The 25,897-nt window shown below is 35.2% G+C and carries 28 protein-coding genes; 14 read left to right on the top strand and 14 right to left on the bottom strand.

Annotated features, from left to right (window positions below; all coding sequences use genetic code 11):
- Positions 1-31: 31 nt before the first annotated feature.
- The 5 genes from ACT5E3_RS01275 to ACT5E3_RS01255 are packed head-to-tail and all read left to right on the top strand — an operon-like array spanning position 32 to position 4,672.
- Positions 32-946 carry a dihydrodipicolinate synthase family protein gene (locus ACT5E3_RS01275; RefSeq protein ID WP_444996514.1) on the top strand — a complete coding sequence of 305 codons (915 nt, stop codon included), beginning with the start codon at positions 32-34 and terminating at the stop codon, positions 944-946.
- 15 nt (positions 947-961) lie between these two features.
- A complete protein-coding gene (locus ACT5E3_RS01270; RefSeq protein ID WP_444996513.1) occupies positions 962-1,291 on the top strand; it encodes a (2Fe-2S)-binding protein in 330 nt (109 codons plus the stop codon).
- Positions 1,269-2,780, top strand: coding sequence for an FAD-dependent oxidoreductase (locus tag ACT5E3_RS01265; protein ID WP_444996512.1), 1,512 nt, complete (start codon positions 1,269-1,271; stop codon positions 2,778-2,780). The genes ACT5E3_RS01270 and ACT5E3_RS01265 overlap by 23 nt, the downstream gene beginning before the upstream one ends.
- Positions 2,777-3,874 (top strand): NAD(P)/FAD-dependent oxidoreductase, encoded by a 1,098-nt coding sequence (locus tag ACT5E3_RS01260; protein ID WP_444996511.1) that lies wholly within the window; start codon positions 2,777-2,779, stop codon positions 3,872-3,874. The genes ACT5E3_RS01265 and ACT5E3_RS01260 overlap by 4 nt, the downstream gene beginning before the upstream one ends.
- Before the next feature lie 9 nt (positions 3,875-3,883).
- Entirely contained in the window at positions 3,884-4,672 is a 789-nt protein-coding gene (locus tag ACT5E3_RS01255; RefSeq protein WP_444996510.1) for an SDR family NAD(P)-dependent oxidoreductase, read from the top strand.
- A 115-nt stretch (positions 4,673-4,787) separates the two neighbouring features.
- Here ACT5E3_RS01255 and ACT5E3_RS01250 read toward each other — a convergent pair whose 3' ends face one another.
- On the bottom strand, positions 4,788-7,661 hold the full coding sequence (locus tag ACT5E3_RS01250; protein WP_444996509.1) for a prolyl oligopeptidase family serine peptidase: 2,874 nt from the start codon (positions 7,659-7,661) through the stop codon (positions 4,788-4,790).
- On the bottom strand, positions 7,658-8,245 hold the full coding sequence (locus tag ACT5E3_RS01245) for a hypothetical protein (RefSeq protein ID WP_444996508.1): 588 nt from the start codon (positions 8,243-8,245) through the stop codon (positions 7,658-7,660). Before ACT5E3_RS01245 ends, ACT5E3_RS01250 begins: the two co-directional genes overlap by 4 nt.
- 312 nt (positions 8,246-8,557) lie before the next feature.
- Between ACT5E3_RS01245 and ACT5E3_RS01240 the strand changes: the two genes are divergently transcribed.
- From ACT5E3_RS01240 to ACT5E3_RS01220, 5 genes are read left to right on the top strand one after another with little or no spacing between them, the layout of a single operon-like run.
- Positions 8,558-10,450: an ABC-F family ATP-binding cassette domain-containing protein gene (locus tag ACT5E3_RS01240; RefSeq protein WP_444996507.1), complete on the top strand. Its 1,893-nt coding sequence runs from the start codon at positions 8,558-8,560 to the stop codon at positions 10,448-10,450.
- Positions 10,451-10,476: 26 nt separating this feature from the next.
- The gene (locus ACT5E3_RS01235; protein ID WP_444996506.1) at positions 10,477-10,704 is read left to right on the top strand and encodes a YheV family putative metal-binding protein; all 228 of its coding nucleotides are present in this window, start codon (positions 10,477-10,479) and stop codon (positions 10,702-10,704) included.
- Between the two features lie 11 nt (positions 10,705-10,715).
- Complete coding sequence (locus ACT5E3_RS01230; RefSeq protein ID WP_444996505.1) at positions 10,716-11,270, top strand: hypoxanthine-guanine phosphoribosyltransferase; 555 nt, start codon at positions 10,716-10,718, stop codon at positions 11,268-11,270.
- Between the two features lie 2 nt (positions 11,271-11,272).
- Entirely contained in the window at positions 11,273-12,031 is a 759-nt protein-coding gene (locus ACT5E3_RS01225; RefSeq protein ID WP_444996504.1) for a phosphorylase family protein, read from the top strand.
- 48 nt (positions 12,032-12,079) lie between these two features.
- Positions 12,080-13,393, top strand: a complete 1,314-nt coding sequence (locus ACT5E3_RS01220) for a short-chain fatty acid transporter (RefSeq protein ID WP_444996503.1) — start codon at positions 12,080-12,082, stop codon at positions 13,391-13,393.
- A gap of 12 nt (positions 13,394-13,405) precedes the next feature.
- Here the strand turns inward: ACT5E3_RS01220 and ACT5E3_RS01215 are convergent, their stop codons facing one another.
- The 5 genes from ACT5E3_RS01215 to ACT5E3_RS01195 all read right to left on the bottom strand — a co-directional run bounded on the left by ACT5E3_RS01215 (position 13,406) and on the right by ACT5E3_RS01195 (position 16,274).
- Positions 13,406-14,005 carry a hypothetical protein gene (locus ACT5E3_RS01215; protein WP_444996502.1) on the bottom strand — a complete coding sequence of 200 codons (600 nt, stop codon included), beginning with the start codon at positions 14,003-14,005 and terminating at the stop codon, positions 13,406-13,408.
- 106 nt (positions 14,006-14,111) lie between these two features.
- The gene (locus ACT5E3_RS01210) at positions 14,112-14,810 is read right to left on the bottom strand and encodes a hypothetical protein (RefSeq protein ID WP_444996501.1); all 699 of its coding nucleotides are present in this window, start codon (positions 14,808-14,810) and stop codon (positions 14,112-14,114) included.
- 8 nt (positions 14,811-14,818) lie between these two features.
- Positions 14,819-15,160, bottom strand: coding sequence for a hypothetical protein (locus ACT5E3_RS01205; protein WP_444996500.1), 342 nt, complete (start codon positions 15,158-15,160; stop codon positions 14,819-14,821).
- 47 nt (positions 15,161-15,207) lie between these two features.
- Positions 15,208-15,519 (bottom strand): hypothetical protein, encoded by a 312-nt coding sequence (locus ACT5E3_RS01200; RefSeq protein ID WP_444996499.1) that lies wholly within the window; start codon positions 15,517-15,519, stop codon positions 15,208-15,210.
- Positions 15,519-16,274 (bottom strand): hypothetical protein, encoded by a 756-nt coding sequence (locus ACT5E3_RS01195; protein ID WP_444996498.1) that lies wholly within the window; start codon positions 16,272-16,274, stop codon positions 15,519-15,521. The genes ACT5E3_RS01200 and ACT5E3_RS01195 overlap by 1 nt, the downstream gene beginning before the upstream one ends.
- A 556-nt stretch (positions 16,275-16,830) precedes the next feature.
- Here ACT5E3_RS01195 and hemC point away from each other — a divergent pair.
- Positions 16,831-17,748, top strand: coding sequence for a hydroxymethylbilane synthase (hemC, locus tag ACT5E3_RS01190; RefSeq protein ID WP_444996497.1), 918 nt, complete (start codon positions 16,831-16,833; stop codon positions 17,746-17,748).
- A 126-nt stretch (positions 17,749-17,874) separates the two neighbouring features.
- Here the strand turns inward: hemC and ACT5E3_RS01185 are convergent, their stop codons facing one another.
- From ACT5E3_RS01185 to ACT5E3_RS01165, 5 genes are all read right to left on the bottom strand, one after another.
- Positions 17,875-18,333, bottom strand: a complete 459-nt coding sequence (locus ACT5E3_RS01185; RefSeq protein WP_444996496.1) for a GNAT family N-acetyltransferase — start codon at positions 18,331-18,333, stop codon at positions 17,875-17,877.
- A gap of 46 nt (positions 18,334-18,379) precedes the next feature.
- Entirely contained in the window at positions 18,380-18,955 is a 576-nt protein-coding gene (locus ACT5E3_RS01180; RefSeq protein WP_444996495.1) for a hypothetical protein, read from the bottom strand.
- 52 nt (positions 18,956-19,007) lie between these two features.
- Positions 19,008-19,505: a signal peptidase II gene (lspA, locus tag ACT5E3_RS01175; protein ID WP_444996494.1), complete on the bottom strand. Its 498-nt coding sequence runs from the start codon at positions 19,503-19,505 to the stop codon at positions 19,008-19,010.
- A gap of 122 nt (positions 19,506-19,627) precedes the next feature.
- Complete coding sequence (locus ACT5E3_RS01170) at positions 19,628-19,810, bottom strand: hypothetical protein (RefSeq protein ID WP_444996493.1); 183 nt, start codon at positions 19,808-19,810, stop codon at positions 19,628-19,630.
- A gap of 158 nt (positions 19,811-19,968) precedes the next feature.
- Positions 19,969-20,373 carry a GFA family protein gene (locus ACT5E3_RS01165; RefSeq protein WP_444996492.1) on the bottom strand — a complete coding sequence of 135 codons (405 nt, stop codon included), beginning with the start codon at positions 20,371-20,373 and terminating at the stop codon, positions 19,969-19,971.
- Positions 20,374-20,556: 183 nt separating this feature from the next.
- Between ACT5E3_RS01165 and ACT5E3_RS01160 the strand changes: the two genes are divergently transcribed.
- The 3 genes from ACT5E3_RS01160 to ACT5E3_RS01150 are packed head-to-tail and all read left to right on the top strand — an operon-like array spanning position 20,557 to position 23,864.
- On the top strand, positions 20,557-21,297 hold the full coding sequence (locus ACT5E3_RS01160; protein ID WP_444996491.1) for a uroporphyrinogen-III synthase: 741 nt from the start codon (positions 20,557-20,559) through the stop codon (positions 21,295-21,297).
- Between the two features lie 12 nt (positions 21,298-21,309).
- On the top strand, positions 21,310-22,584 hold the full coding sequence (locus tag ACT5E3_RS01155; protein ID WP_444996490.1) for a uroporphyrinogen-III C-methyltransferase: 1,275 nt from the start codon (positions 21,310-21,312) through the stop codon (positions 22,582-22,584).
- On the top strand, positions 22,581-23,864 hold the full coding sequence (locus tag ACT5E3_RS01150; protein WP_444996489.1) for a heme biosynthesis HemY N-terminal domain-containing protein: 1,284 nt from the start codon (positions 22,581-22,583) through the stop codon (positions 23,862-23,864). The genes ACT5E3_RS01155 and ACT5E3_RS01150 overlap by 4 nt, the downstream gene beginning before the upstream one ends.
- A gap of 19 nt (positions 23,865-23,883) precedes the next feature.
- Here the strand turns inward: ACT5E3_RS01150 and ACT5E3_RS01145 are convergent, their stop codons facing one another.
- A complete protein-coding gene (locus ACT5E3_RS01145) occupies positions 23,884-24,609 on the bottom strand; it encodes a LytR/AlgR family response regulator transcription factor (protein WP_444996488.1) in 726 nt (241 codons plus the stop codon).
- Between the two features lie 19 nt (positions 24,610-24,628).
- The gene (locus ACT5E3_RS01140; RefSeq protein WP_444996487.1) at positions 24,629-25,681 is read right to left on the bottom strand and encodes a sensor histidine kinase; all 1,053 of its coding nucleotides are present in this window, start codon (positions 25,679-25,681) and stop codon (positions 24,629-24,631) included.
- Between the last annotated feature and the right edge of the window lie 216 nt (positions 25,682-25,897).

Raw genomic sequence — 25,897 nt, 5'->3', positions numbered from 1 at the left:
TTTAATATAATTAAAAATCAGGGTTGAAAAAATGTCTCTAATTAATAAAAATAACCTTCAAGGTTTTGTTCCAGCGGTTGTTACCCCATTTGCAGCTAACGGGGAAATTATGTATGACGCTTTTGAAGAATTAGTCCTTTGGTTAGTGACTCTTGGCGCACAAGGTATTTGTGTCGCAGCAGATAATGGAGAAAGTTGGACATTAAGTGTTACAGAACGTGCAGCCCTTACCCAAGCAGCACTTAAAGTCACACAGGGACGCATACCTGTTTTTACAGGTGCAACAGCCACTCAAAATAAAGTAACAATAGAAAATGCTATTGCAGCAACCGAAGCTGGTGCTGATGGTTTACTGATTATGCCACAAACTTATGTGTTGAAAGCCTCACAAGCAGAACTGACAAACCGTTTTGAGATGATCTCACAAGCGAGTGATTTACCAATTATTATCTATAATTCACCTCGCCGTGTCGGTTTTTCTCTTGGTTTAGATGATTTAGATGCGATTTTAAATGTAGCTAATATTATTGGTATCAAAGAGTCTCACCGAGATTTTTTTCACCATACTCATTTATTGGAAAAATTTTCAGAAAGATTATCTATCATGATCGGTCCATGCCATTATATTTTTCCGGGTATTGCCTTGGGAGCAAAAGGATTTATCGCAACGGGTCCCGAACTACTGGGAACACAAGCTGGAAACCTGACAGAACTAGCCTTAGGTAAACCTGGCATACAGCAATCACAACTGCATTTTAAATTAACTCGAATATATGAAGCCTTAATGAGCGTAGGTACCTGGCCAGCTTCATTTAAAGCCATATTAAATTTAATAGGCCAACCTGCTGGTGTACCTAGAGATCCAACACTACCTTTAACAACAGCGGAATCAAATCGTTTACGGGTATTGCTTGATGAATTAGAAATCCCCCACTCATCATATTAAAAAGTATTTTAAATTATGTTTTTAAAAAAAAATCAAAAAAATACTTCGCCCAACAAGTCACTACGTATTACTCGTCGAGTTGAACGTTCTCAGATAATTAATTTTGAGTTTAATAACCAATTAATTTCTGCCCACCAAGGCGAAACCATTGCAATAGCATTGCTAGCTAATGAAATAAGAACGCTAAGTTACAACGCCGCAAATAAGACAGGAAGCGGTTTATTTTGCGCAATGGGTGTCTGTCAACAGTGCTTAGTCAAAATTAATGAACAAAATTATGAAGCTTGTCGTACTCATGTTATGCCAGACATGAAAGTTTACAGTGTCAACTTCAATAATGAATAATTATGATTTGATTATTATTGGGGCAGGACCAGCGGGAATTTCTGCGGCCATTACCGCTGATCAATATGGGTATAAGGTATTACTACTTGACGAATCTCCCGAAGGCGGTGGTCAAGTTTATCGTCACCTTAATCAATCTATTATTGCAACCAAAAATTCACCAGAACAAAAACAAGGCAATAAACTTAGACAAGCATTAGCCCAAACTCAAGTAACAACCAAATTTGAACACAGAGTCTGGTTTGTTACTCAAAAAGAAAAACAGTTTCACATTGCGAGTGTTGGCCCAACGAATAATATGACTTCGGCTAATAACAATGCAACTAGCCCTAACATATTGCCTCATATCGATGAAACTTTATTTGAAGCATTCGCGCCGCAAATAATCGTTGCTACTGGCGCACAAGAACGTATTTTTGCTACCCCCGGTTGGACAACACCAGGAGTAACAGGCCTTGCAGCTGCTACTATTTTATTAAAGGCCCATAAAATATTACCAGGACATAATGTGGTGGTTGCCGGCGTAGGTCCTTTATTAATTTTAGTTGCAAATGAGATCATTAAAGCGGGTGGACAAGTTAAAGCATTAGTTGATTTATCCAATAGCAAACAATGGTTAAAACAACTACCGAATATGTTAGCCAAACCCAGCTTATTACTCAAAGGCGCAAGTTGGATCATTAATTTAAAAAGACATAAGGTCCCAATTTTTAGCCAACATAGCCTAGTTGATATCAAGGGCGATAAACAAGTCACAGAGGTAATATTAGCCCCTGTTGATGATAACTGGCATCCCGAACTCAAAAATAAATTGTCACTGACCGCAGACTCTGTTTGTCTGGGTCATGGCTTATTGCCTTCAACAGAACTGACCCAATTGCTCAATATCGAACATTATTTCAATGAATCGGTTGGCAGTTGGCACCCTCGACTAGATGGCGGGCAAAGAAGCTCGGTAAAAGGCGTTTATGTCTGCGGTGACGGAGGTGGAATTCAGGGTGCAGAAGCAGCTCCACTGCAAGGAAAAATTGCTGCTTTATCTGCACTTAAAGATAGCAAAAAAATAAATAATAATGAGTATATCAATTTTTACTACTCATTAAAAAAGCAATTAATTAAAGCACAACAGTTTGCTATTGCTATGACAGAGTTATGTACTCCAAGAAAAGGTATATTAGAAATTATTTCTCCACAAACAATCGTCTGTCGCTGCGAAGGCTTAACTCGTCAAGCAATAGAAAATGCGATTACTCAAGGAAACTCAACACTAAATGGAGTTAAATCTGCAAGCCGATGTGGAATGGGAGCTTGCGGCGGTAGATTTTGCCGAGAAACAGTCACGATGATAATTGCGCATCATACCGGATGTCGACGACAAGATGTTAATATGGCAACAAGCCGTCCCCCTATTAGACCCATTCCAGTCAAATCCTTAGTTGGAGATTTTGATTATCACGATCTTCCTATACCGGAGCCAGCGCCAGAATGAATCAACAACCAGATATTATAATCGTTGGCGGTGGGATTATGGGATGTGCAACGGCTTTAAGACTAGCACAAGGAGGTATGCGTCCTTTGATATTAGAACAATCTGAGCTGGGCTCAGGTGCTTCGGGTGTTAATGCCGGTACCTTGTCTCTACAAATCAAAAGAGTCGCTTTAATGGCTTATGCACTAAAAGGGCATGAATTATGGGAAAAGGCAGGTAGTCAGGTTGGCTTTTGTAAAACTGGTGGGATAACACTCGCTTTTAATGAGCGAGAAGAAGAGCTCCTTCACTCTCGAATGCAAAAGAAAATAGAAGCGGGCGCACCTATTACCTTTTTATCACAGCAGCAAATAACTCACTTAGAACCCAATCTGACTTCTAAAATAAAAGCCGCAAGTTATTGTCCTGAAGACGGTTATGCCAACTCAAGTCTAACAGGCAATTTTTATCGAACCCAAATACAACAAGCCGAAATACACTGCCGAGAATTTTGTCAAGTTAGCCATATAGAATATGACAACGGCCATTATAAACTCGTGACGAATAAAGGTTTGTTTCATTCTAAACGACTACTTTTAGCAACAGGAGGTTGGCTAAAATCTACTGCTAAATTATTAGATATTAATTTACCAATTAAAGCTCGAGTAAACACTGTGTCAGTGACAGAAAAAACCAGCCCGTTACTGAATGGTGTTACTGGACATGCAACTGGACTGTTAACAATGAAACAAAAAGCCAACGGCACAATTTTAATTGGTGGAGGTTGGCAAGGCAAAGGTAAACCTAAGCGAGGTTCAGGCCAAGTTTCTCTCGAAACACTCATTCCCAATATACAGCTGGCTCAGTATACATTACCAGCATTGAACTCAATTCGAATTTTACGTAGCTGGACAGGTTATGAGGCCAATGTACCAGACTTCTATCCACTAGCAGGAGCAATACCTGGCTTTAATAATTTATTTGTACTTGGCTGTGTCAGAGGCGGCTATACAATCGGCCCTTATATTAGTCAACTAATGGGAGATTTTATTTTACAGCAAGAACCTGAACTCCCCTTATTTGATCCTGCTAGATTTACCAACAATATCCAATAGGAATTAAATGTGAATGACTCAAAACAAGAAAATAACTTTTCTCTGGTTAATAAAGTAGCAGTGGTAACTGGTGGTGGCACAGGTATTGGCAAAGCAATTGCGCAAACATTCGCTAATGCAGGTGCATTAGTTATTGTCGTTGGACGTCAATTAGAAACGATTCAAGCTGTTGCCGATGAAACTAACGGACGAGCCATTACTTGTGACGTCACCAATATGCAACAAGTAGAAGCCTTATTCAATGAGATCATCAATAAGTATGGTCAACTTGACGTATTAGTTAATAATGCAGGTCAAAGTGGACCTGTTGCTAACCTGAGTGAGGTTAATATGCAAGCCTGGCGTGAATGTGTCGATGTCAATTTATTTGGTGTTATACATTGCCTGCAAGCAGCCGCAAAAATAATGACCCAACAAGGTAGCGGCTCAATTATTAATATGTCTTCTTTAATGGGTTTACAAGGTTACCCTATGCGTAGCGCATACAGTGCAACCAAGTTTGCCATTATTGGCGTTACTCAAGCAATAGCTAGAGAGGTTGGTCCTTATGGTGTTAGAGTGAACGCTATTTGCCCTGGCGCAGTTAGTGGGGAACTAATGGATAAGGTGATCGCCAAAAGAGCAGTCGCAGAAAAGCGCCCTGCAAGCGATATTATTAAAGAAAATTACACTGATGTTGCCGCATTAAGACGCTGGGTTGATCCTATAGATGTTGCTCAAACAGCTTTATTTTTGGCTAGTGACTCCTCTCAATCAATAACTTCAGAAAGTATTAAAGTGGATTGTGGACGGTTTTAGAAAGCTATAAAAATCTAAAGAAACATTCACCCTCACCTTAAAGTAGAGGGTGAATAAACTATTTAAAAAATTAATTTTCTAAATAAAACTACAGACAAATTTTTATTTAAACTTATTAATAATCAGATTTTTTAGTATAAAAAACTTTTTCATATAATAGTTCATTATCTAACGTATATATCTCTAACTTCCATTCTCCTTCGATCAATTCTTCGTCTCTGTTAAGAAAATAAATAAAATTCATTTTCTTACCAATTTTAGGATAACGCAAGCCAATTTGTTCTTTGGTTCTAACTCCGTTTTTATCAAACATTTCAGGAGTTACCCAACGATATTTAATAACTGTTTGAGCATCATCATCCAGTTCATCATCTGTTTCAAAAGTCAAAACAGAGCCAAATGTTGCATTAAATTTAATAGGAACAATATTAGTTTCATCATCGAGAATGTATTTATAAGTGTATCGCCCCAATTTAAATAAACCTTCACCTTCTACTTCCACACTTACACTAGCTAACTCTATTTCAAAAAGTTCTCTGAAAAAATCTTTTACTTTATTAAAGCTTATAGTTTTAAATTTAGGATGCCATATAATCTCTGACAATATCTCATTTCGTCGATCACGTTCTTTTTCACTATATGACTTCTTGCTTTTGGTTTGATCAAGCTTAAGTATTTTAAAACAACTATCCACATCTTGCTCTACACCTAAACCAAGACATTTTGATTTTGCAATTTCTAGGTAAGCTAATTCATGCTCTTGTTTTTCAGCTCGCTCAAAAAACAGATAGGAAGCAGACTCATTATAAATATCAAGCCTATCATTCAAATACATTTTTCCAAGCCTATAACTAGCATTTTTATAATTATTTTCAGCCGACTTTTTATACCAATAAACCGCTTTTTCAATATCATATTTAACAAACTTACCTTGATGATAGTAAGAACCAACATTAAACTGTGCCCTATCACTACCAAGCTCTGCTGATTTTTTATATTGATTAAACGAAATCTCTGAATTTTCATCTAAAAAGTATTTATCATTGTGCCCATCAGCTAGAATAAGGCTTTCAGTTTTTTTTATTTCATTAATATTGTTACCTCTAAGATCATCTAATTTTAATTTACGTCGAATAAAATTATCAATAGTGATTAATTCATGTCTATCACCAAACCAGGTATGATGTCCATGAGCAGCATTATTATAAAATATAGTTTCATAATCAGTAGATAACTGTTTCAGTCTGTACTTTAACCGGTTTGATTGTTCAAACCCTGCAATCTCGTCTTTTTTTCCAGCAATCAAAAGCAATGGCGCTTTCAGTTTTTCAATAAAATAAAAAGGAGAATAGTCCCAAAGCTCATCTCGCATTTTACCTACGGCTCTTTCAATACTTTCACGATTTTCTTCAATTAAATTCAAGTTAGATTGATTAAATAGAAGCGGCAAATCATAAATACCATACATTGCAACAACACAGGAATATTCTTTAGGTTGCGCAATTGCTAGCATAATAGCAGAATAACCACCATAACTTGCTCCCATCGAACACATTTTTTTAAACGCATATTTGCTTTTCACAAAATTAACAGCTGAGGTAATATCCTTTTCAATACTTTTACCAAACTCTCCAACACCTTCATTCTGAAAACGTTTACCAAAACCACTCGAGCCGCGAAAATTAACTTTTAAAACAGAATAACCTCGACTCGTATAATATTGAGTTTCACGATCAAAGGTATCAAATTCTCTTACACCTATGGGACCACCATGTGGAATAACTAATAAAACACCATTAGAATTTTTTTGAGGCCGAGTTAAAATAGCTTCTATTTTATGAGCTTTTTCCACATCAACTTCATAAACTTCTGATGATGAAAAAGTGTATTTTTTTAATTTTTCAAATTGAGTCGCAATCAATTCAGCTACTAGTGTTTTTTTGTTAAACAAGTAATAATGCCCTGGGTCGTTTGAAGAAAATGTTTTAATAATACTAAATTGACTGTTCTCTTTTTTAGACACTGTGATTATTTGTTTGCCTTTAAAAGCTGTTTTCATTAATTTTTTTAACTTCTCGTCTTCATCAGAAAAATATTGAGTGACTAAACGACCATGCTCAACATATCGAACAAAGTCAACTTTACCTTCTTTACTGTTGATGCTTGCACCAGTTAAGTCATATCGCGAATGCTGATATATTAACTTACCAACCTGTTGATTCTTTATGTTAAATTCGTACAAACCAATTAAGTCAGCATCTTTATTACTCAAAACCGCCAACTTATTTTTATCAATAATACCAATTGGACTAAAATAATAATCGGCCTCAACATAATGATAAAACAAACTCCAACACTTTTTTTGCTTATCATAATAATAAAAATTTATTTTATCACCTTCGATCTTTAGAGCCATTAACATCTCATTTTTTTCATCTGAAAAATAAACATCTGCATCATCAAGTTCTTGTTCAAATACTTTAGCTGTTTTAAATTGATTATTTTCTACTTGTTTTAAAGTCGCTTCATATAAATGATAATTTGAATATTTATTTTTATGAGCATAAAGTACTTTCCCTTTTTTATTTTCCAAATAGCTAACAATATAACCTTTACCTTTAATCAACTTCAATTTGGCCTTTTTTGTTTGATTATTTATATATAAAAAAGCTTCTTCTAAACCATTACCATTTTTTCGCTTAAACTCGATATATAAAGTTTCATTATCAACCCATTCATAGTTTTTCAAATAAGAGCTACCCCCATCAGGAAACCCAACTAATGCGAAAAAACTTTTATTTTTAATATCAAAATAAACTAACTTCTCACCTTTTTTTTCATTAAAATGGCTGACATAAGCCTGACTATTTGGGCTTAATTTAATTGAAAAAATATCTGGCGAAACAAAAAGTTCATTAATAGGGACAATATCAGCTAAGGCTAAACGTGAGATAGTAAAAATTAAAATGATTAAAATTAATTTTTTCATTGTTTTACTCCTTGAACAGTTGAAGGAGTACTTCTTACATGACTAAAAAACCTATCCTCCCCTGGACCGCTATATTCAACTAAGCGATTTTCCAGAACATTAGGGAATTTTTCTTCTAAATACTCTAGCGCTAGTGAAGAATTATTAATTAATTCAAATGATGCAACGCCTCCCCAATAGTTAGCCTTAACTTGAAGGCTTCCTACATAACTAATCATCCTAGGTTTGACACTAAAATTCCAATATTCATTTTTAAAACTAAACCTAGAATAATAATTTGTATAAATCCTTTCTATTTGATAATCACCTGCAGGTAAATTAATGAATATATAATTACTGCCAGCTTTTAAATCATCTTTTGTTAAGTATATTTTTTTTTGCCCCGTTAATAGAATTTTATACAAGCTACGCTTTGTATCAACCTCAATTAATAAATAGCCTTCATCTTGCTCTAGCTTTATATCTTGATCTAATTTGATAGATGAAACCCGAGTAGCGCAAGAAGTTAAAATAAAAACAAAAACAACAGTAATAATAAGGAGTTTAACGATGGCAATCTTGTTCAAAATATATTCCCTTTTCATTAAAATTAAAACTTAAAAACCTTATCCATATTCCGTTAAAAAATCAATAAAAACTGGATATTTATTCTAATAACCTTATAAATCCAAGTGGAGTCATTAAACTTTCTGCTTGATGTCATTATAATTAAGCACTAATAACAGGCAGACTACTGTCGCAGAAGCCTCCGCTATACATTTTAAATTTATTGACAAACCTACTGATTATTACTTATATCTCATAAAACATTCGCCAGACAAATAACAATCTCCTATGGTAAAATCCGATAATTAACGCCTAAACAACCTAAATACTAACTGAATCTATTAAATATAATGATACGCTTCAAAAAATTATCCTTATTTCAAGGTAGTAAACAGCTACTGAGTCAGGTTGACCTCACTTTATATCCTGACCATAAGATCGGTATTGTCGGTAAAAATGGTTGTGGAAAATCAAGTTTATTTCAGATGCTCAAGAATGAGTTAGCGCCAGAGCATGGCGATTTAGAGTTTCCATCCAAATGGGTGATAAGTTCAGCCAAGCAAGAAACTCCTGGTAGTGAATTAACAGCTATTGATTATGTCTTATCAGGCCATTCGGAATACTCTCAACTCAATCAGGCATTAACAAAAGCGGAGCAAGAAGAAAATGGCCATGAGATGGCAGCAATTCATGCTCAACTAGAAGCTATTAATGGTTGGTCTTTACCTGCTGAAGCCGCAAAATTACTTACAGGACTTAGCTTTACTGAAGAACAAATGGCATCAACCGTTAAGGCATTGTCAGGTGGATGGCGAATGCGACTCAACTTGGCTCAAGCATTGATTCAGCCTGCCGAATTATTATTACTTGATGAGCCGACCAATCATTTAGACCTTGAAGCTGTGCTTTGGCTGCAAGATTTTCTACGCAGATATGATGGCATGTTAATGACTATCTCTCATGACAGAGATTTCTTAGATAGTTTTTGTACCCACATACTTCATTTCAATGATCAAAAAATTAATCAATATGTAGGGAACTACTCTAGTTTCGAAAAACAAAAGCATGAAAAAGAAATTTTACAACAAGCTCAATTTGAAAAACAACAAAAAGAGATTGAGCACTTGGAAAAATTTATTACACGCTTTAAAGCCAAAGCCAGTAAAGCAACACAAGCACAAAGTCGTGTTAAAGCATTAGAAAGAATGGATAAAATCAGTGCCGTACAAATTCGGACTAAGTTTGGTTTTGAGTTTGCACCAATTAATAAGAATATTACCGAATTGATTAGTATTGATCATGCTAATGTTGGCTATGATGATACAACTATTATTTCTGATATCACCATGCGAATATTAGCGGGTCAAAGAATAGGATTATTAGGTAGAAATGGTGAGGGTAAATCAACACTAATCAAATTAATATGTGGTGAACTCAAAGCACAATGTGGTGAGCTTAATCGTAACAAACACTTCAACGCAGGGTATTTTGCACAACATCAAGTTGAACAGCTTAATCTCGATCAATCCCCTATTTGGCATATTCAATCTCTAGGCAGTGATATTAGCGAACAAGATGCCAGAAACTTTCTTGGTGGATTTGCTTTTCATGGAGATAAAACCTTAGATAAAGTCAATGGTTTTTCTGGTGGTGAAAAAGCTCGTTTAGTATTAGCAATGATCACTTGGGAAAAACCTAACTTGTTATTGCTTGATGAACCAACCAATCACTTTGATATTGAAATGCGTGAAGCCTTATCTTTAGCTTTACAAGATTATGATGGCGCAGTTATATTGGTTGCGCATGATAAAAATCTCATGGAAAGTGTTGTCGATGAGTTTTGGTTAGTCAATAATGGTCATGCTAGCCCTTTTAATGGTAACTTGGACGAATATCAAAAGTGGTTAAATGAAAATCGTTGGGGAGCAAATGTTAAAAGTGCAACTGAAAGCAAAAAAAATTCTGCCCAAAATAAAAAAGAGCAAAAACGTATTGAAGCAGAAAAACGTCAACAAAGAGCACCACTCACCAATCGATTGAAAAAAGTAGAGCAGTTTATATCTCAATTACAAAAAGAGCAGTCAAGTTTAGAAAGTCTACTTGCTGATAACAATTTATATTCTGAAGAAAATAAAAATCAATTAAACCAAACAATGAATCGCTCTAACACATTAAAAACGGAACTTGATGAATTAGAAGAAGAGTGGCTTGAATTAACTGAAAAATTAGAAGGCCTTAATTGAAAAATTTTAATTTAAAGAGATAAGTAATGAAACCTAATCAACGCTTTATTGCTGGTGCGACTTGCCCAAATTGTAATGAAATTGACTCTTTAGTGATTAATACTCAAGATCAAAGTATAGAATGTGTTGACTGCCAATATATACAAACCTCAGAACAAAGAGATAATAAAGAAAAAGTTTTTAAACCCGAGAAATCAATTCCTGAAAAAGTTAATGTTTCAGATATTATTCGAATCAACAACCTTAAAAGCTAGCGGCTAACTTTATGGATATTAACCAACTGAATAAGATAAAATCTAATGCAACTATTTTATATGATAAACATACAATTAATTCAGCTCTTGAAAAACTAAAAATAAAAATCACCGCAGATTACGCTGATAAAAACCCTATTTTTTTAGTCGTAATGAATGGCGGCTTAATATTTGCAGGGCAGTTATTACCTCAATTAAACTTTCCTGCACAATTAGACTATTGTCATGCAACTCGTTATAGAGGAAATATTCGCGGAGGCCATATTGAATGGAAAGTAGAACCACACTCTAACTTAGAAAACCGCCATGTCATTATTGTTGATGATATTCTTGACGAAGGTCATACACTAGAAGCAATTATTCAAGACTGTAAAAAAAGAAAAGCTGCGTCTGTTAAAACTTTAGTTTTGGTTGAAAAAAAACATAACCGAAAAGCAATACCTAATATGAAAGCTGATTATTGTGAATTAGAAACACCCGACGAATATGTTTTTGGTTATGGCATGGACTACAATCATTATTGGCGAAACAGCGAAGAAATTTATATTTTAAATAAAGTTAACTAATCATGACAAAACCACTTAATAACCAACCAATCAATCATCTTGTTATATTAATGGCTATGTATGATGAAGCTCAGCCCATTATTAATTCTCTTAATATGCTTGAGTCAAAAAATATACTACACCCTCAATTACCTATGCGATGTTTTCAACAAAAGGTTGGTAACCTTCATATTTCATTGGTTATTAGCGGGATAGATCAACGTCACCAAGTCGATAACATTGGCAGCGAAGCTGCTACTTTAATGGCTTATGAAGCAATTACACAATTAAAGCCTGATTTATTAGTTTCAGCAGGCACCGCAGGAGGCTTTGCTAAACAAGGAGCAAAAATAGGAACCGTTTATGTTAGTGAAGAGCATTTTATTTATCATGATCGACACGTTCCTATTGCTGGTTTTGATGAATCATCTATTGGAAAATACCCTGCAATCAAAGCAAGTCGTTTAGCTCAAAACCTCCATATTAAAACAGGTGTTATCTCTACAGGATCTTCATTAGAAAAAAATGAAAAAGAAGTTATCATTATAGAAAAACATAATGCGGTTGCAAAAGAAATGGAAGCCGCCGGCATAGCATGGGTAGCCATGTTATTTAATATACCAATGATGGCACTAAAATCGATTACCAATTTAATTGATCAGACTAATGAATCTGAAACAGAGTTTGTTAAAAATTTAACCTTTGCATCTCAATGTCTACATGACAAAATATTAGAACTGATCGATTATTTGCAAAACAAATCAATTGATGATTTAGCATAAAAAAATTCACTAGACTCATTAACTTTATTGAACGATGGGAAAATAATAATGATACAAACTTGCGCTTCTTTTTTTAGCCGAATCATGCAACGTTGGTTACCCGACGCATTTTTATTTGCCATCATTCTTTCATTAATTGTATTTTTTTCTGGCGTAGCATTTCAAGATCAATCAATTATAGAAATGACTAATCACTGGGGAGACGGATTATGGAAACTGCTCAGCTTTTCAATGCAGATGGTATTAATACTTGTATTAGGACATACGTTGGCAATGAGCCAACCCATTCAAATATTATTGGCTAAATTAGCTTCTTTAGTTAATACACCTGCACAAGCAGTTATACTAGTCACATTTATTTCAATTATTGCCGCTTGGATCAATTGGGGTTTTGGATTAGTGGTTGGTGCATTAGTTGCCAGAAAGGTTGCCTCTCAAGTTAAACAAGTTCATTTTCCATTACTTATCGCATCAGCTTATAGTGGCTTTTTAGTTTGGCACGGTGGTTTATCTGGTTCAATTCCATTAAAGCTTGCCTCCCCCACTCAAGATTCTCTTAATTCATTATTGAATGGACAGGTGATAGATGTTTCACTGACTATTTTTTCCATTGAAAATTTAATCATTGTTGCTGCTTTATTGATTAGCTTACCAATCATTAATTTATTAATGCTACCTAAAAGTGGCATAGTTCAATTTGAAGAAAAAGAATGTAATCAAGAAATCGATAAACAACAATTGTCTCCAGCCGAAAAATTAGAACATAATCCTATCATTAGTCTATGTTTATTTTTGTTATGCAGCCTGTTTTTATTTAATTACTTCTCTAGTGGTAAAGGGTTAAACCTCAATATCATCAATTTAGTGCTTTTAACTTTAGCTCTAATCTTTCATGTTAATCCTTATAACTTTTTAACTGCTTTTAAACAAGCTATCTCTGGATCTAGCGGAATAATTCTACAGTTTCCTATTTATGCAGGGTTAATGGGGATGATGGTTCAATCGGGCTTAGCGGACTCTATCAGTCATTGGTTTGTACAAATATCAACCCAAGATTCATTCCCTGTACTCACCTTTTTAAGTGCTGGTATAGTTAATTTTTTTGTTCCATCTGGAGGGGGCCAATGGGCCGTTCAAGCGCCAATTGTAATACCTGCAGCAACAGACTTATCGGTCCCCATTCATCAAGCAGCAATGGCAGTTGCCTGGGGTGATGCCTGGACCAATATGATTCAACCATTTTGGGCGCTACCTTTACTTGGCATTGCTGGTTTAAATATTCGTCAAATTATGGGTTTTTGTACTGTCATATTCATTTGGAGTGGAGTGCTAATTGGTAGTTTAATATACTTTTTATTCTAGTAAGTTAAATGATTATTGGGTTGGACAGGCTGAAACATTAATAATATCGCCTTTTCCTTTAGCTAAGTAGCAATTATCGAGTAAAGAGCAATAACAAACAGTTAAGTTTAATTTCCAGCGTTCTTTATTTAGCTGATACCAAAGTTTTTCATTCATTGGATCATAGTTTATACTCAAAAAATTCACTTCTTCTGCCGCAGGAAATACACGATTATTAATTTGTGCAGAAGTCAATTGTGCACCACTGATAGCTGTTTTTTGATCTTTTACTGTATTGAGCAATTCCTGATACGCTAATTCACAGCAAGCTTTTAAATACGCGTTCATACTCGAATAACTCTTTCCTTGATATTCATAACTCACTGATTTAACTAACGCTGGACCAACACCAGCATTTTTTAAAGTAAAAGTTAACCGTTTTTCTTCGCTTTCAGTATCATAATTGCCATGTAAAAACTGAATCATTGGATAGGTCATAGCCTTTACTTGTTGTTCTGATGACTTTGCTTGCAAATAGGTTGCATAGAAAGATGCTGCGGATATTAAAATTGCACAAATAGCCAGTACAAAATTTAGTTTTTCATTGGAAAAATAATTATCATTACTTTGCATACTCCCCTCTCCATGATTAATTTATTTCAACTAATGCTAGCCACTTTTGATTATATTGTCACCCTAGCAGCTCATTCATATGATATTTTGTTTAAAAGTAATCAATTTATTCAGAAATAGCAATGATTCTTTCTTGCTCAAAACTGGGCGTTAGCTCTAACTTAACAGATTCCATAATTTGCGTTTCCAGTTTTCTAGCTTTCAAAAAACAAGGTTCATTGTTATTTAGATGAGTTAAATAGCGAAATCCAAATCTAATATAATGCTCAGAAGTTAGAGGAATGGAATAATTAATATAAGGACTATATTGATAACTCATTTCATAATTTAAAAACTTTTCATTTAGTGTAATAAATTGATAACTCTTTGCAGGCAGTATTTTTAAAAACTCATTATCAACGTCTTCATTAGAAAGTTGGCATGAAAGCTCATTTTGTTTTTTTACCACTTCATGAAAATACTGAGGATTAAACAAACCATCTTTCAAATCGTCTAGTTTATTAACAATAACTATTAGTCTAAAACTTCCTATACTTGAATGATTGAAACATGAATAACTGAAGTGGCGGTTAAAAATCATTTTATTTGTATATTTATCTTTTACTTTATATCTCTCGAATTGAGAAAGATCAAACAAATTAGTTTTGGTAAATATTTCTCCCTGAGGTTCAGGCATTTGAAACCAGTTACCATAAGGCACCGAAAAAGACAGTTGATTGCCCGATAAATCAAAAACCAGTTTCTCCAACCTTTTTAAGTTTGGTCCCTTAGGATTTTTCTGGCTATGAAATAATGGACCAAACATTATGCTGGTTACTCCCCCGCAAGCGCCTTGGCTCTTTCCTGCTCAAAGCTGGGCGTTAATGCTAACTTAACTGAGGCCATGATTTGCTTTTCCAATTGTTTAGCCATTAAGTACCAAGGCTCGTTACTATCGATTACCGAGTATAAAAAGCCAAAACTAATACAATGCTCTGGTGTTAAAGCAATGGCATAGTGGGAATAAGGACTTAACTGATAATTAATTTCATAAACTAAAAAGTCTTCATAGCCAACACGAGAGAACTCATAAGTTTCTGAAGGGTGTATCTTTAAAAACTCATCCTCTTGCGTCTTATTCGATTGCTCACACTCATATTCCGTTTTTTTCTTCACAAAGGTCTTAAATACATTCGGTACCAATAAATTAGATGTCAAATTATCTAGCTTATCCAATTGAATAAGTAGACGCCCCCCCCTAAACGAGGATGGTTAAAACTGCCATAACTGAAATGTCGTTCAAAAATCAGTCGATTAGTATACCAGTTGTCAGCATCAAACCGCTCAAATTGATTGGTGTCATACAAATTAGTTTTTAAATAAACTTTCCCTTGCGGATCGGGTAACTGACTCCAGTTACCATAAGGCACGGAAAAGCTCAGTTGATTACCGGATAGATCAAAGGTTAAATTTTCCAAGTGTTTTAAATTTGGACCTTTTGGATTTTTCTGGCTGTAAAATAACGGACCAAACATTATCTTTTTCCCATAGCTCGTTTAAATACGCTTAAGGCAACCCCCTTTAAACCATGTCCCATACGCTTTCCATATTGCTTCATGCCCGGATAAGGTTGAGTGTGCGGACTAAGCTGGGGATTACTAAAAGACAGCGGCACTAATCCCGGGCAAACCGCCAGTGGCATAACCAACAAGCGCCCGATATTTTTTAAGCTTAAATCTTTCATATCGGTAATGGCATTCATACCAATCACCTGAGGCACCGCATCGAACGGGTTGGCTTTAACCCCTTCTTTATGCAATTTAACGCCCGCCTTGGCTAATATTCTTTTAGTGACTGCCATATTAGCCCCCGGCGCCTGGAAATAAACCGTGTGTTGATCCAACGGCGTGCCTTTGGTTTGATTATGATAGTTCACCCCTTGGCTATAAATAATGGCTCCTTGGCTATGGGCGACGGTTTTAACCGCATGCTTTCGAGTCTGGCAATCCTCTAATACCTTCGCAAAATGTTTGGTCATTCGGTTGGTCAGCTTGCCGCCCATTTTATCTCTAAATGACTCAAAAGTATCGCCTAAAACATTTACTGTGGGATTATGAAACAGAGTGAACTCCTGAATATGCTCACCATAGGCATCTTGTATATGAATCGGCATTAAAAGAGTAGCATCTTTACGGTTATTACTTTGCCCATTAACGGCCATATGTTCAGTTTGTACTTTTTTGACATATTTCTTTGCAATCTCCCATTCATTTCCCTTTTTCTTAACCAAATGCAACCCAGGCAACTCATGTTGTTTTTAGCCTGAGGATTATATTGAATTTTATCAATACAAACACAACCCGATTCAATTTTATAATCCACCAAAATACCATCAATGGCGTGCATTCTAAATCGGCTGACTTTGGCTTTATGCTGGCCTGCATCTTGATTACGAGGATTACCGCGTAGTAAAAGCAGTTTTTTAAAAAAGCTTAAGCTGGTGTAATCATCTTGAATGTTCCGATTTAAATAATCTAACACTTCGGGCTTGGTGTAGAGTTGATAACCCTCATTATTTAATGAGTGATGAAATGGGACGTAACCTTGAGATAATAATGACTATTGGCCACTGTAAGCTCCTTGTGAATAATAAATGAATAAAAAATAGAGGTCGTACCTGTTTGTTACGGAGGTTAAAGTAACGTATTTTATTAAGCAAGCTTTTTACTGTGAACTAGCACACATAAACTTAAATAATACCAAATGATCTCTATCATTTCCCCAGAACCGCAGCAATGGTAGAATCTCGCTCAATTGACACAAATAATGAATAAAATAGAGTTCCTATGATTAGAATCGCTACTCGTAAAAGCCCTCTAGCTCTTTGGCAAGCCGAATTTGTTAAAGCTGAATTAGAGCGATTTCACCCAGAGTTAGAAGTAGAACTCGTTCCCATGTCGACCAAAGGTGATAAAATTTTAGATACTCCTCTAGCCAAAATTGGCGGTAAGGGCTTATTTGTCAAAGAGTTAGAAGTTGCCATGTTAGAGGGGCGAGCCGATATAGCCGTTCATTCCATGAAAGATGTACCAATGGAATTTCCTGACGGACTAGGCCTACCAGTTATCTGTCAACGGGAAGATCCGTTAGATGCTTTCGTATCTAACAATTACCAAACAATTGATAAACTACCAGCAGGTGCGATAGTTGGGACCTCAAGTTTAAGACGCCAATGCCAATTAAAAGCTTACAGACCAGACTTAAAAATAGCAGATCTACGAGGTAATTTAGGTACTCGCTTGGGTAAACTCGATGAGGGTCAATATGACGCTATTATTTTAGCCACAGCTGGTTTATTAAGATTAAAAATGCCATCTAGAATCGCGCAAAAAATTCCAGCTGACTTTATTTTGCCAGCTGGCGGGCAAGGAGCGGTAGGCATAGAGTGTCGTCTTGATGATACAGTCACTCAAAAATTATTGGCTCCTTTAAACCATACAGAAACAGCTATTCGGGTCAGCGCTGAACGAGCCGTCAACAATAGACTTCAAGGTGGCTGTCAGGTCCCCATTGGCGCATTTTCACAAATAAAAAATGATCAAATTATAATTGATGCTTTAGTTGGCTCAATGGATGGCAAACACATTATTCAACGACAAGTTAATGGTCCAATTGATCAAGCTGAAGCGCTTGGAGTTCAAATTGCAGAACAACTTTTAGCCGCTGGCGCTGACAAAATATTAAAGGACATAGGCGCACATTAACAACGTTCTTTATCGATAATCATTATAATATTTTACATAATTAAATTTTAAAAAATTATAATGATTATCGACTGAGTCATTTAATGTTTTTTATAGACTTATAATATCGTCATACTTGAAAAAGAATTATAAATTTTTTTCTAAAAATACTACCGTTGTCTTACCAAGTTGTTCTTGCTTGAACTCACTATAACCTCGGCGCTTATACATCCCTAAATTTACCAGACTATTAATCCCTGTGAAAAGCTCTGCCCGAGTAGCATCAGTATAAGATGTCTCTAAGCAAGCTAACAGCTTTGAACCTATTCCTTTACCTTTAAACTCTGGCTTGACAGCCATGCGCCCAATAAAACAAGTACCATGATGAAATTTAGCCTGTCCACTTGCAACTAACTCACCATTCATTAGTACTTTAATAATTTTTTTATTATCAAACTCGGCGATTAATTCATCTAAAGTTTGCGTCATTGGCGGTATATCAAAATCATTATGTAATTCAGCTTCTGAAATATAAGCTTCTCTTTGAATTTTAAGGATTGTTGACGCATCATCAATTGATGCGTCTTGTATTTCTATTGAATTCAACTTCATGTCCTTTACAATTACTATTCATGTATTTTATATAAAAAGATTACACATCTGGCATATACTCTCTACCGTTAAGCACACTCAAAGCCTCTCTTAATTGTGTCAGTTGAGTTTCTGTAATAATTTTTCTTATTAAATTAATATTATCAGCTTGTGCGACAGTATGCTCCAAATCAATCACTTGCAAATATTCAATATAACGTTGGAAATACTTCTCAGGATTAGAATACATCAAATATAAAATCGCATCAGATCCGGCTTCTTTTTCCTCATGTACATAAAAGCCAGATTCTGTACCAATCTCTTTGAAGTAGGTAATGACTCGCTGAACATAAGTGTCTAGTAAAGCACATGACTTTTCATCTTGAATTATGCTTTTAATTAAAGACAACTCACTTTGTAAACCTGTTGAACGCTCAAAGGCCCAACCAAACCAAGGTTCTTCTTCATCAATAGCGGAATGGCTTTGAAAGAGCTCAGGTAAATTCTCTGTCAACTCAAGTAATGATACTAAACAAGATCTATCGGTATCTTCGTTTGGTTTTATTATCAGATAAGGAACATCAGGCCACGGATTTTCTTCAAATTCAAGCTGCTTCATCGGAGGAAATTTGTTCATTTAAACTAGCTCAATTTTTAGTTTAAAAAATTTAATTAAGACTTTATATTATTTAAGATGACACTTCTCTTTGCTGCTTAAAACTATAAATGATTAATATAATAGCCCCTAGCATAATGGCAACATCTGCAATATTAAAAATACCAGTTCTCAATGAACCTATTCCAATATTTAAAAAGTCGACTACCGCCCCACTATTAAAAGCACGATCATAAAAATTACTCATACCACCACTTAAAATTAAAGACAACGATGTTAACTCAACCATGTCGATTTTTTTTCTTAATAAAAGATAAATCAATATTCCTAGTAAAACAATACCAACGACTACGGTGAAGACCCAAAAACGAACTTCTACAGGTAAAGTATTACCCAAACCTAAAAATGCACCAATATTTTCAGTATAGTCAAGTCGTAAAATATCGTATAAATAGGACTGAGTAGCAACGCCTTTTAACAACCTAAACGCCATTAGCTTGGTTACTTGATCCAAGCCTACCGTACAAAACAAAGTTAATAAAATGACAGTTAATCTTTTTCTAAAATTCAAACTGATCACTCCATTGGCACTAGACAATAAACAGAACCGTTATAATAACTCAATTTTATTGAGTACTTTTTTAATATTGAATAAAGAGGCTTTTTTTCAACTTTTGATACTGCGGAGGTCAGCTAATTTTGAGTATCCACCAGCTCACTTAGCCCCCCCGAACAATAAGACTTTTTCCTTCTGCCGTTAGTGATACAATAAACTCTTGCATCCGAAGGATTAGGCGCTCGTTCAACAAGTTTAGCTTTAACAAGCTGATCCTCTCTGTTGCTCATAGTACCTGATGTAACCATTGTACTGTTCATTAGCTCCTCCGCTGAAAGGCTATATGGTTCACCTGAATATCGTTTCTGCATCAAAAGTAGCAAAAAATTATCGAATATTTAAAGTATATTCACTAGTTGAGCATGACAAATAACCTATTTTAACCCGAAATTAAAGTTGGTGTTTTTTCATTAGTCTATCATTGGCTTTCAGGCACATTCTCTTCAAATTGAATAATATTATCAGGCAAAATTTCCCATGATGCTTTCGAACCAACAAATATATGGCGACCTATTTCTATTTTAGGATCTTCGTTAATGCAACCTAATGTTACACCGTGAACATTACCATTATAAATGCCAACTAAAGTAGAACCACACCGACTACAAAATTGTAAACCAAACTCCTGATTAGACAAATATGTCGATAACAGTGCTTGCCCACAAATCCAATTAAATTGAGTATGTTCAACTTCAGCATAAGCAGATGCTTGAGAACTAAAAACTTTCCTACATCGAGAACAATGACACGATCTAGCATCACGGAGCGCTCCATCAACTCGATATTTAATCTCACCACAAAAACATTCTCCAGTTAATTGCATATTCATTTACTCCACTATTAATGCCTCTATTAATTCATTGGATATTTAAATTAAATCTCTTCTGACACATTTTTCGCAAAAATATAAGCTTAACCATATCAGCCATTAGAAATTAGGGTTAATATAGCGTATCTGCTAGACTATTCACAAAATGACGACTTCAATAACTAACGATTTAGAACTGTGTCTAATAAAATAAATCAATTAATTATTACCAGACCTGTAGGTCAAGCTGCAAGTTTATTAGAAAAACTTAAGCAAGAAACTAAAAATAAATTACCTATTACACATTTACCGCTTATTCAATTATCACCTATTGCTTTCCAAGCACCAGAATTCACTCAGTTAGATGGCGCTATTTTTATTAGCAGTAACGCTGTTAGATACTTTTACCAAAAGGCCAGTTTACCGCCTACTCAATTGATTGCTGTTGGTGACAATACTGCAAAATGCCTAAAAGAAAAAACCAACTCAGCAATATTATACCCAGAGCAAATGAATTCTGAAGGATTAATCAATTTACCTCAATTACAATCCATTCAGCAACAAAACTGGTTGATTGTTAAAGGGGTAGGTGGCAGAAACCTTATCCAAAAAACACTAATTGCCAGAGGCGCCAAAGTCACAGAGTTGGACGTTTATCAACGTAAACTTCCAGACTTTCAGATTCAGCACCAAATTAGTGAGATTCAAGTACACGATCCAGTATGGATAATCACTAGTTACCAAGCTCTCGAAAACCTTTATCGCATATTGGGATTATCAGATAAACCGTTACATCAAACAAAAATCATTCTCAGTAGTCAAAGATTAGATAAACAAGCAAGGCAAAAAGGATTTATAATTATTGCCTTATCAGCAGGCGCATCTGAATCTGAGTTGTTACAATGCGTCAAACAGCTAAATAGCGAAACATTAATTTAGGAATACCACTGCATGAGCGATGACAAGCAAACCCCAGACCAATCGAAGGGAAGCGAGAAAATCAAAGCCTCTAAAAGCAAAGCATTGCAAGCCGACAAAACAACGGACACTAACCAATCCGGCTCATCTGCAAAGCAAGAAAAGGCTAATACTCATGCTAATCGACCAAAAGAGAAACCTCAGAAACTATTTGAGTCTAAGCCAATTCCTAAAATGAAAGCCCCCAAAAAACAGCGCAATATCAAATTATTGCCAATAATTGCCAGTATTCTTGTCATTTTAGCCCTAATAACAATAGGCTGGTCAATATATAATCAACATCAAATAGAACAAGATTGGCAGCAGCTTCAAAGTAATATTAATGAGCAACTTCAATCACAACAACAAGCCAACCAAAAAACCACCCAGGTTGCCAATAATAGTTTTCAGTTTTCTAAAGATAGCCAAACTACCATTAATCAACAAACCCAGCTACTTCAACAGTTACGCCAGTCTCTAACCGCAACACAAGAGAAAATTCGCGAATTATCAGGACGTCAGCAGCAAGACTGGTTACTAGCGGAAGTAGAATATCTGATAAAGCTAGCTGAGTATAAAATCACCCTAGAAAAAGATAAACTGACTGCAATTGGACTGCTTAAAACGGCTGATGAGAAGGTTAGTGAAATTGGTGATAATAGTTTAATTGAATTGCGTCAAGCATTAGCCCAAGACATAGCTAACTTGCAATTAGTTATTGCGCCCGATATTAGTGGTATTTTCGCCCAAATTAATGCTATTACACAGCAAATTCCCTCACTCAATATTATTGCTTTAGAATTTGCTCCCATTGAAACCAGACTTAAGCAAGCAGATAAACCTCAAGAAAGTTCTACCTGGGAGCAGATTTATCAAAAGTTCTTAGATGACTTTGTTACCATCACACCTCATGATCAACCAGTAAAACCGTTAATGAGCCTCGAACAAAGAGGTAACCTTAACGCAAATATACAACTCGCTTTACAACAAGCGCAAATCGCTTTATTAAGAGGCGAGCAAACGGTTTATCAGACGAGTCTGAATAATGCAGAGACATTAATCGAAGAATACTTTAAAGCCGATGAACTCACCAAACAGCTAACACAGCAGCTTTCGGAATTAAAACAAAATCAAATAAATATTGATTTACCCAAACAAATATCAGCGAAAAAAACAATCCAGTCAATTAACCAGACACGCTTATATCAATGGTTACAACAACCAGAAAAACAGGCTGTTGACGACATTCCTGTGGAGAGTCAACCATGAAAAGTAAGTTAATCATTTTATTGGCTATTGTCATAGGTGGGTTGGCAGGTTCTTGGATCAAAAACCTGCCAGGCTTTATCATCATTGCTTATGATAAAACAACCTATGAAATGCGCTTGTGGGTTGCAGTTGGTTTACTCCTGCTCATTTTATGTGTTTCTATTCTAGTATTTATACTAGTAAGATCATTACTATCTAACGCAGGCAGAGTAAAAAATTGGCATAGTGGTCGTCATGGTCGCAAAGCACGAAAGTTAACCACTCAAGGCATGCTTGCATTTACCGAAGGCCGCTGGAAGGACTCCGAAGATGCAATGGTTAACGCGGCTAAAAAGTCAGATACTAAATTAATTAATTATTTAATTGCCGCACAAGCTGCTCAACATCAAAATGCGGTTGTGCGTAGAGATTCTTATCTAAGACTGGCACACCAAGCTGAACCAGCGGCCAAAATAGCTATTGGTTTAACCCAAGCTCAATTGCAACTCCAACATAAGCAGTATGAGCAAGCGTTAGCGAGTTTAAATGAGTTAAAAGCTAAAAATCCACAACACCCATATGTACTCAAATTATTATGTAATTTATTTTGTCTGTTACAAGAGTGGGAGCAACTAATCTTGCTTTTACCTAACTTAAAGAAATATAACGTCTTAGAAGCCGAAGCATTAACTTCAATAGAACATCAAGCTATTTCTGGTTTATTAAGAAAACAAACCAAAGATGGACAGGTCGAAGCTTTACAAGATACCTGGTTAAACTTACCCTCTCACTTTAGAAAATCAAAAACCAACTTAATGAGTTATGCAGAATTATTAATTAATTTTAAGCAAATGGACGAGGCAGAAAATATTTTAAAACCAATAATAAAAAAGCAAGTCGATTCTGAAGTGATAAAACTTTATGGAAAAATAGCAGCCACCAATTCGACTAAACAATTTAGCTTTTTAGAAAGCTGGTTTAATGCGACCCCCACCCCACCTGAAGAAATTTATTTAACACTGGGCAAACTAGCTTTTAATGCAAAGTTGTGGGGTAAAGCCCGTCAGTTTTTAGAGACCTCAATAAAAACATCGCCATCAGCAGAAGCTTATCTTTATATGGCTAAAACCCTTCATCACCTAGACGATAATAAACAGGCATCTATCTATTATCAAAAAGGTTTAGAACTTTTTGCTAGCCCCCAAACTAATATTGAAAACCTAGCTTTACCTAAAGGTAGTGAAGACTTAGTGGTTGCCGATTTATTACCTAAATTTCAAAAAATTGAAAATAAGGCTTAAAACAACATTGGTTAGCAACTTACATACTTGTGATTAGTTTTTTTACTGCCGAAAGATGCCTTCGACTAATTTCAACTAATTCATCACACCCTTGCATGGTCACATAAGAGTGGCCATCATTGTCTTTATGAATGCCTGCAATAAACTTTTTAGCGACTAATGCATTTCTATGAACTCGAATAAAAAATGTCTCAAATTCATTTTGTAGATCTTTTAGCGTATCTTCAATAATCGTTTCACCACCAACATACTTAACAGTGACATATTTTTGATCGGCACGAAAAAAATAAATATCATCAACAGAAATTAGTTTAATATTACCACTAATCTTTGCCGTAATATTTTGGCGTCCACTCGGCTGTAACTTAATCGCATTCATTTGTGCCCTATTTAACTGACATGCTCTATCAAGCGAATCACGTAATTTTTCTTCTCGTACTGGCTTTAACAAATAATCAACAGCATGCACTTTAAAAGCGTCCAAAGCATACTCATCATAAGCGGTAGTAAAAATAATAGCCGGCACTTTCTCCATTCGACTCAAATGCTGTGCAGTCTCTAAACCATCAATACCAGGCATTCTTATATCTAATAAAACAACATCAGGCTTAATTTGTTGGCTTATTTCAATTGCTTGCTGCCCATTATTGGCTAATGTCACGGATGATACTTGTTCCATATCAGATAGTAACTGTTGCAGTCTTTGCTGGGCTAGAGGCTCATCATCAACAACTAAAACTTTCATAATAATTCCTTAACAATTTTTAATTATTAGAGTGATTATTCATTGGGATTGACATTATCACTCGATAAAAATTTTCTGTTACTTCTCTCGTCAATGAGGCTTTTCCAGAATAAATCATTTGCAAACGCTGACTAATATTCTTAATGGCAATCCCATTACCATGATAATTTTTTTGTTCTGTTCTAGGATTAGTTATTTCAATTTCTAGTTTATCATCATTACAATGTGCACTAATGCTAACTTCTCCACCTTCTGGTAACATTTGAATACCATGATAAACGGCATTTTCTAAAAGAGGTTGAACAGATAATGGCGGTAATAAAATATTAAGTGACTGAGGGTCAATTCTCTTACTTATTGTTAACCTTTCACCTAAACGTAGTTTCTCAATTGCAAGATAACGCTCACCATTTTTTAGTTCTTGAGAAAAAGGAATGAGCTCTTGTTTACTTTCTAATGTTGCTCTAAACAAATCACTTAAATCTTCAATGGCAGCCTCGGCTTTAGCAGGATCAATTCGTGTTAAGCTAGCAATAACATTCATACTGTTAAATAAAAAGTGAGGGCGAATTCGAGCTTGCAGCGCTTCTAATCTTGCAGAAGACTCTAAAACTAAATGCTTTCGATATTGCTGTAATAAATAAAAATAACGCAAAGCAACACTACCAATTAAACCTGCTATCAGTAAATTTCTAAGTACAAAATGCCCTTGATTTGCCTCCAATAAATCAATAGTAGCCCCCCAATACCATAGAATTACTGCAAAACTAAAGCACAAAGTTGCCAATAGTATAATAACCAAGCTGATAGCACCTGACATCCAATCGTTATACCTTGCCAGTATAGGTCTTAACCAACAAAGAATAGTCACAGAAACTAAGCTGATCATTTGTATAGAAATCGAGTAAAAGCCTAATAAGTGCCACAACGATGCATCAGCATTAAAATTGAGCAAAGTAAAAATTACCGCTAATAATTCTCCAATAACAAGCACCAGAAATAACGACTGAATTTGACAAAAATCAGGTAGAAAAAACTCAACTGGCTTCTTTGATGTGGAGTGGTTATTCATATTTGCGATATGATTGAAAAATTTTTAATCTAAATCAATCAGTTAACAATAGCACAATCAATTCTTGTGGAAAATTCTATTGTTAATAATAATTGACCTAATGCGCTTTTCTTTGGCTCAGCGGGATATTCTTGATTTATCTAGTTTATAAATTGAATGGCATTTTATACTGTTGAGTTTTTGTTATCGGTGCAACAAATAACCAACCTGTATAAA

This window comes from Aliikangiella litoralis (assembly GCF_052495765.1).
The sequence above is the reverse complement of the archived record's forward strand: the minus strand, read 5'-3'. Positions and strand labels throughout refer to the sequence as shown.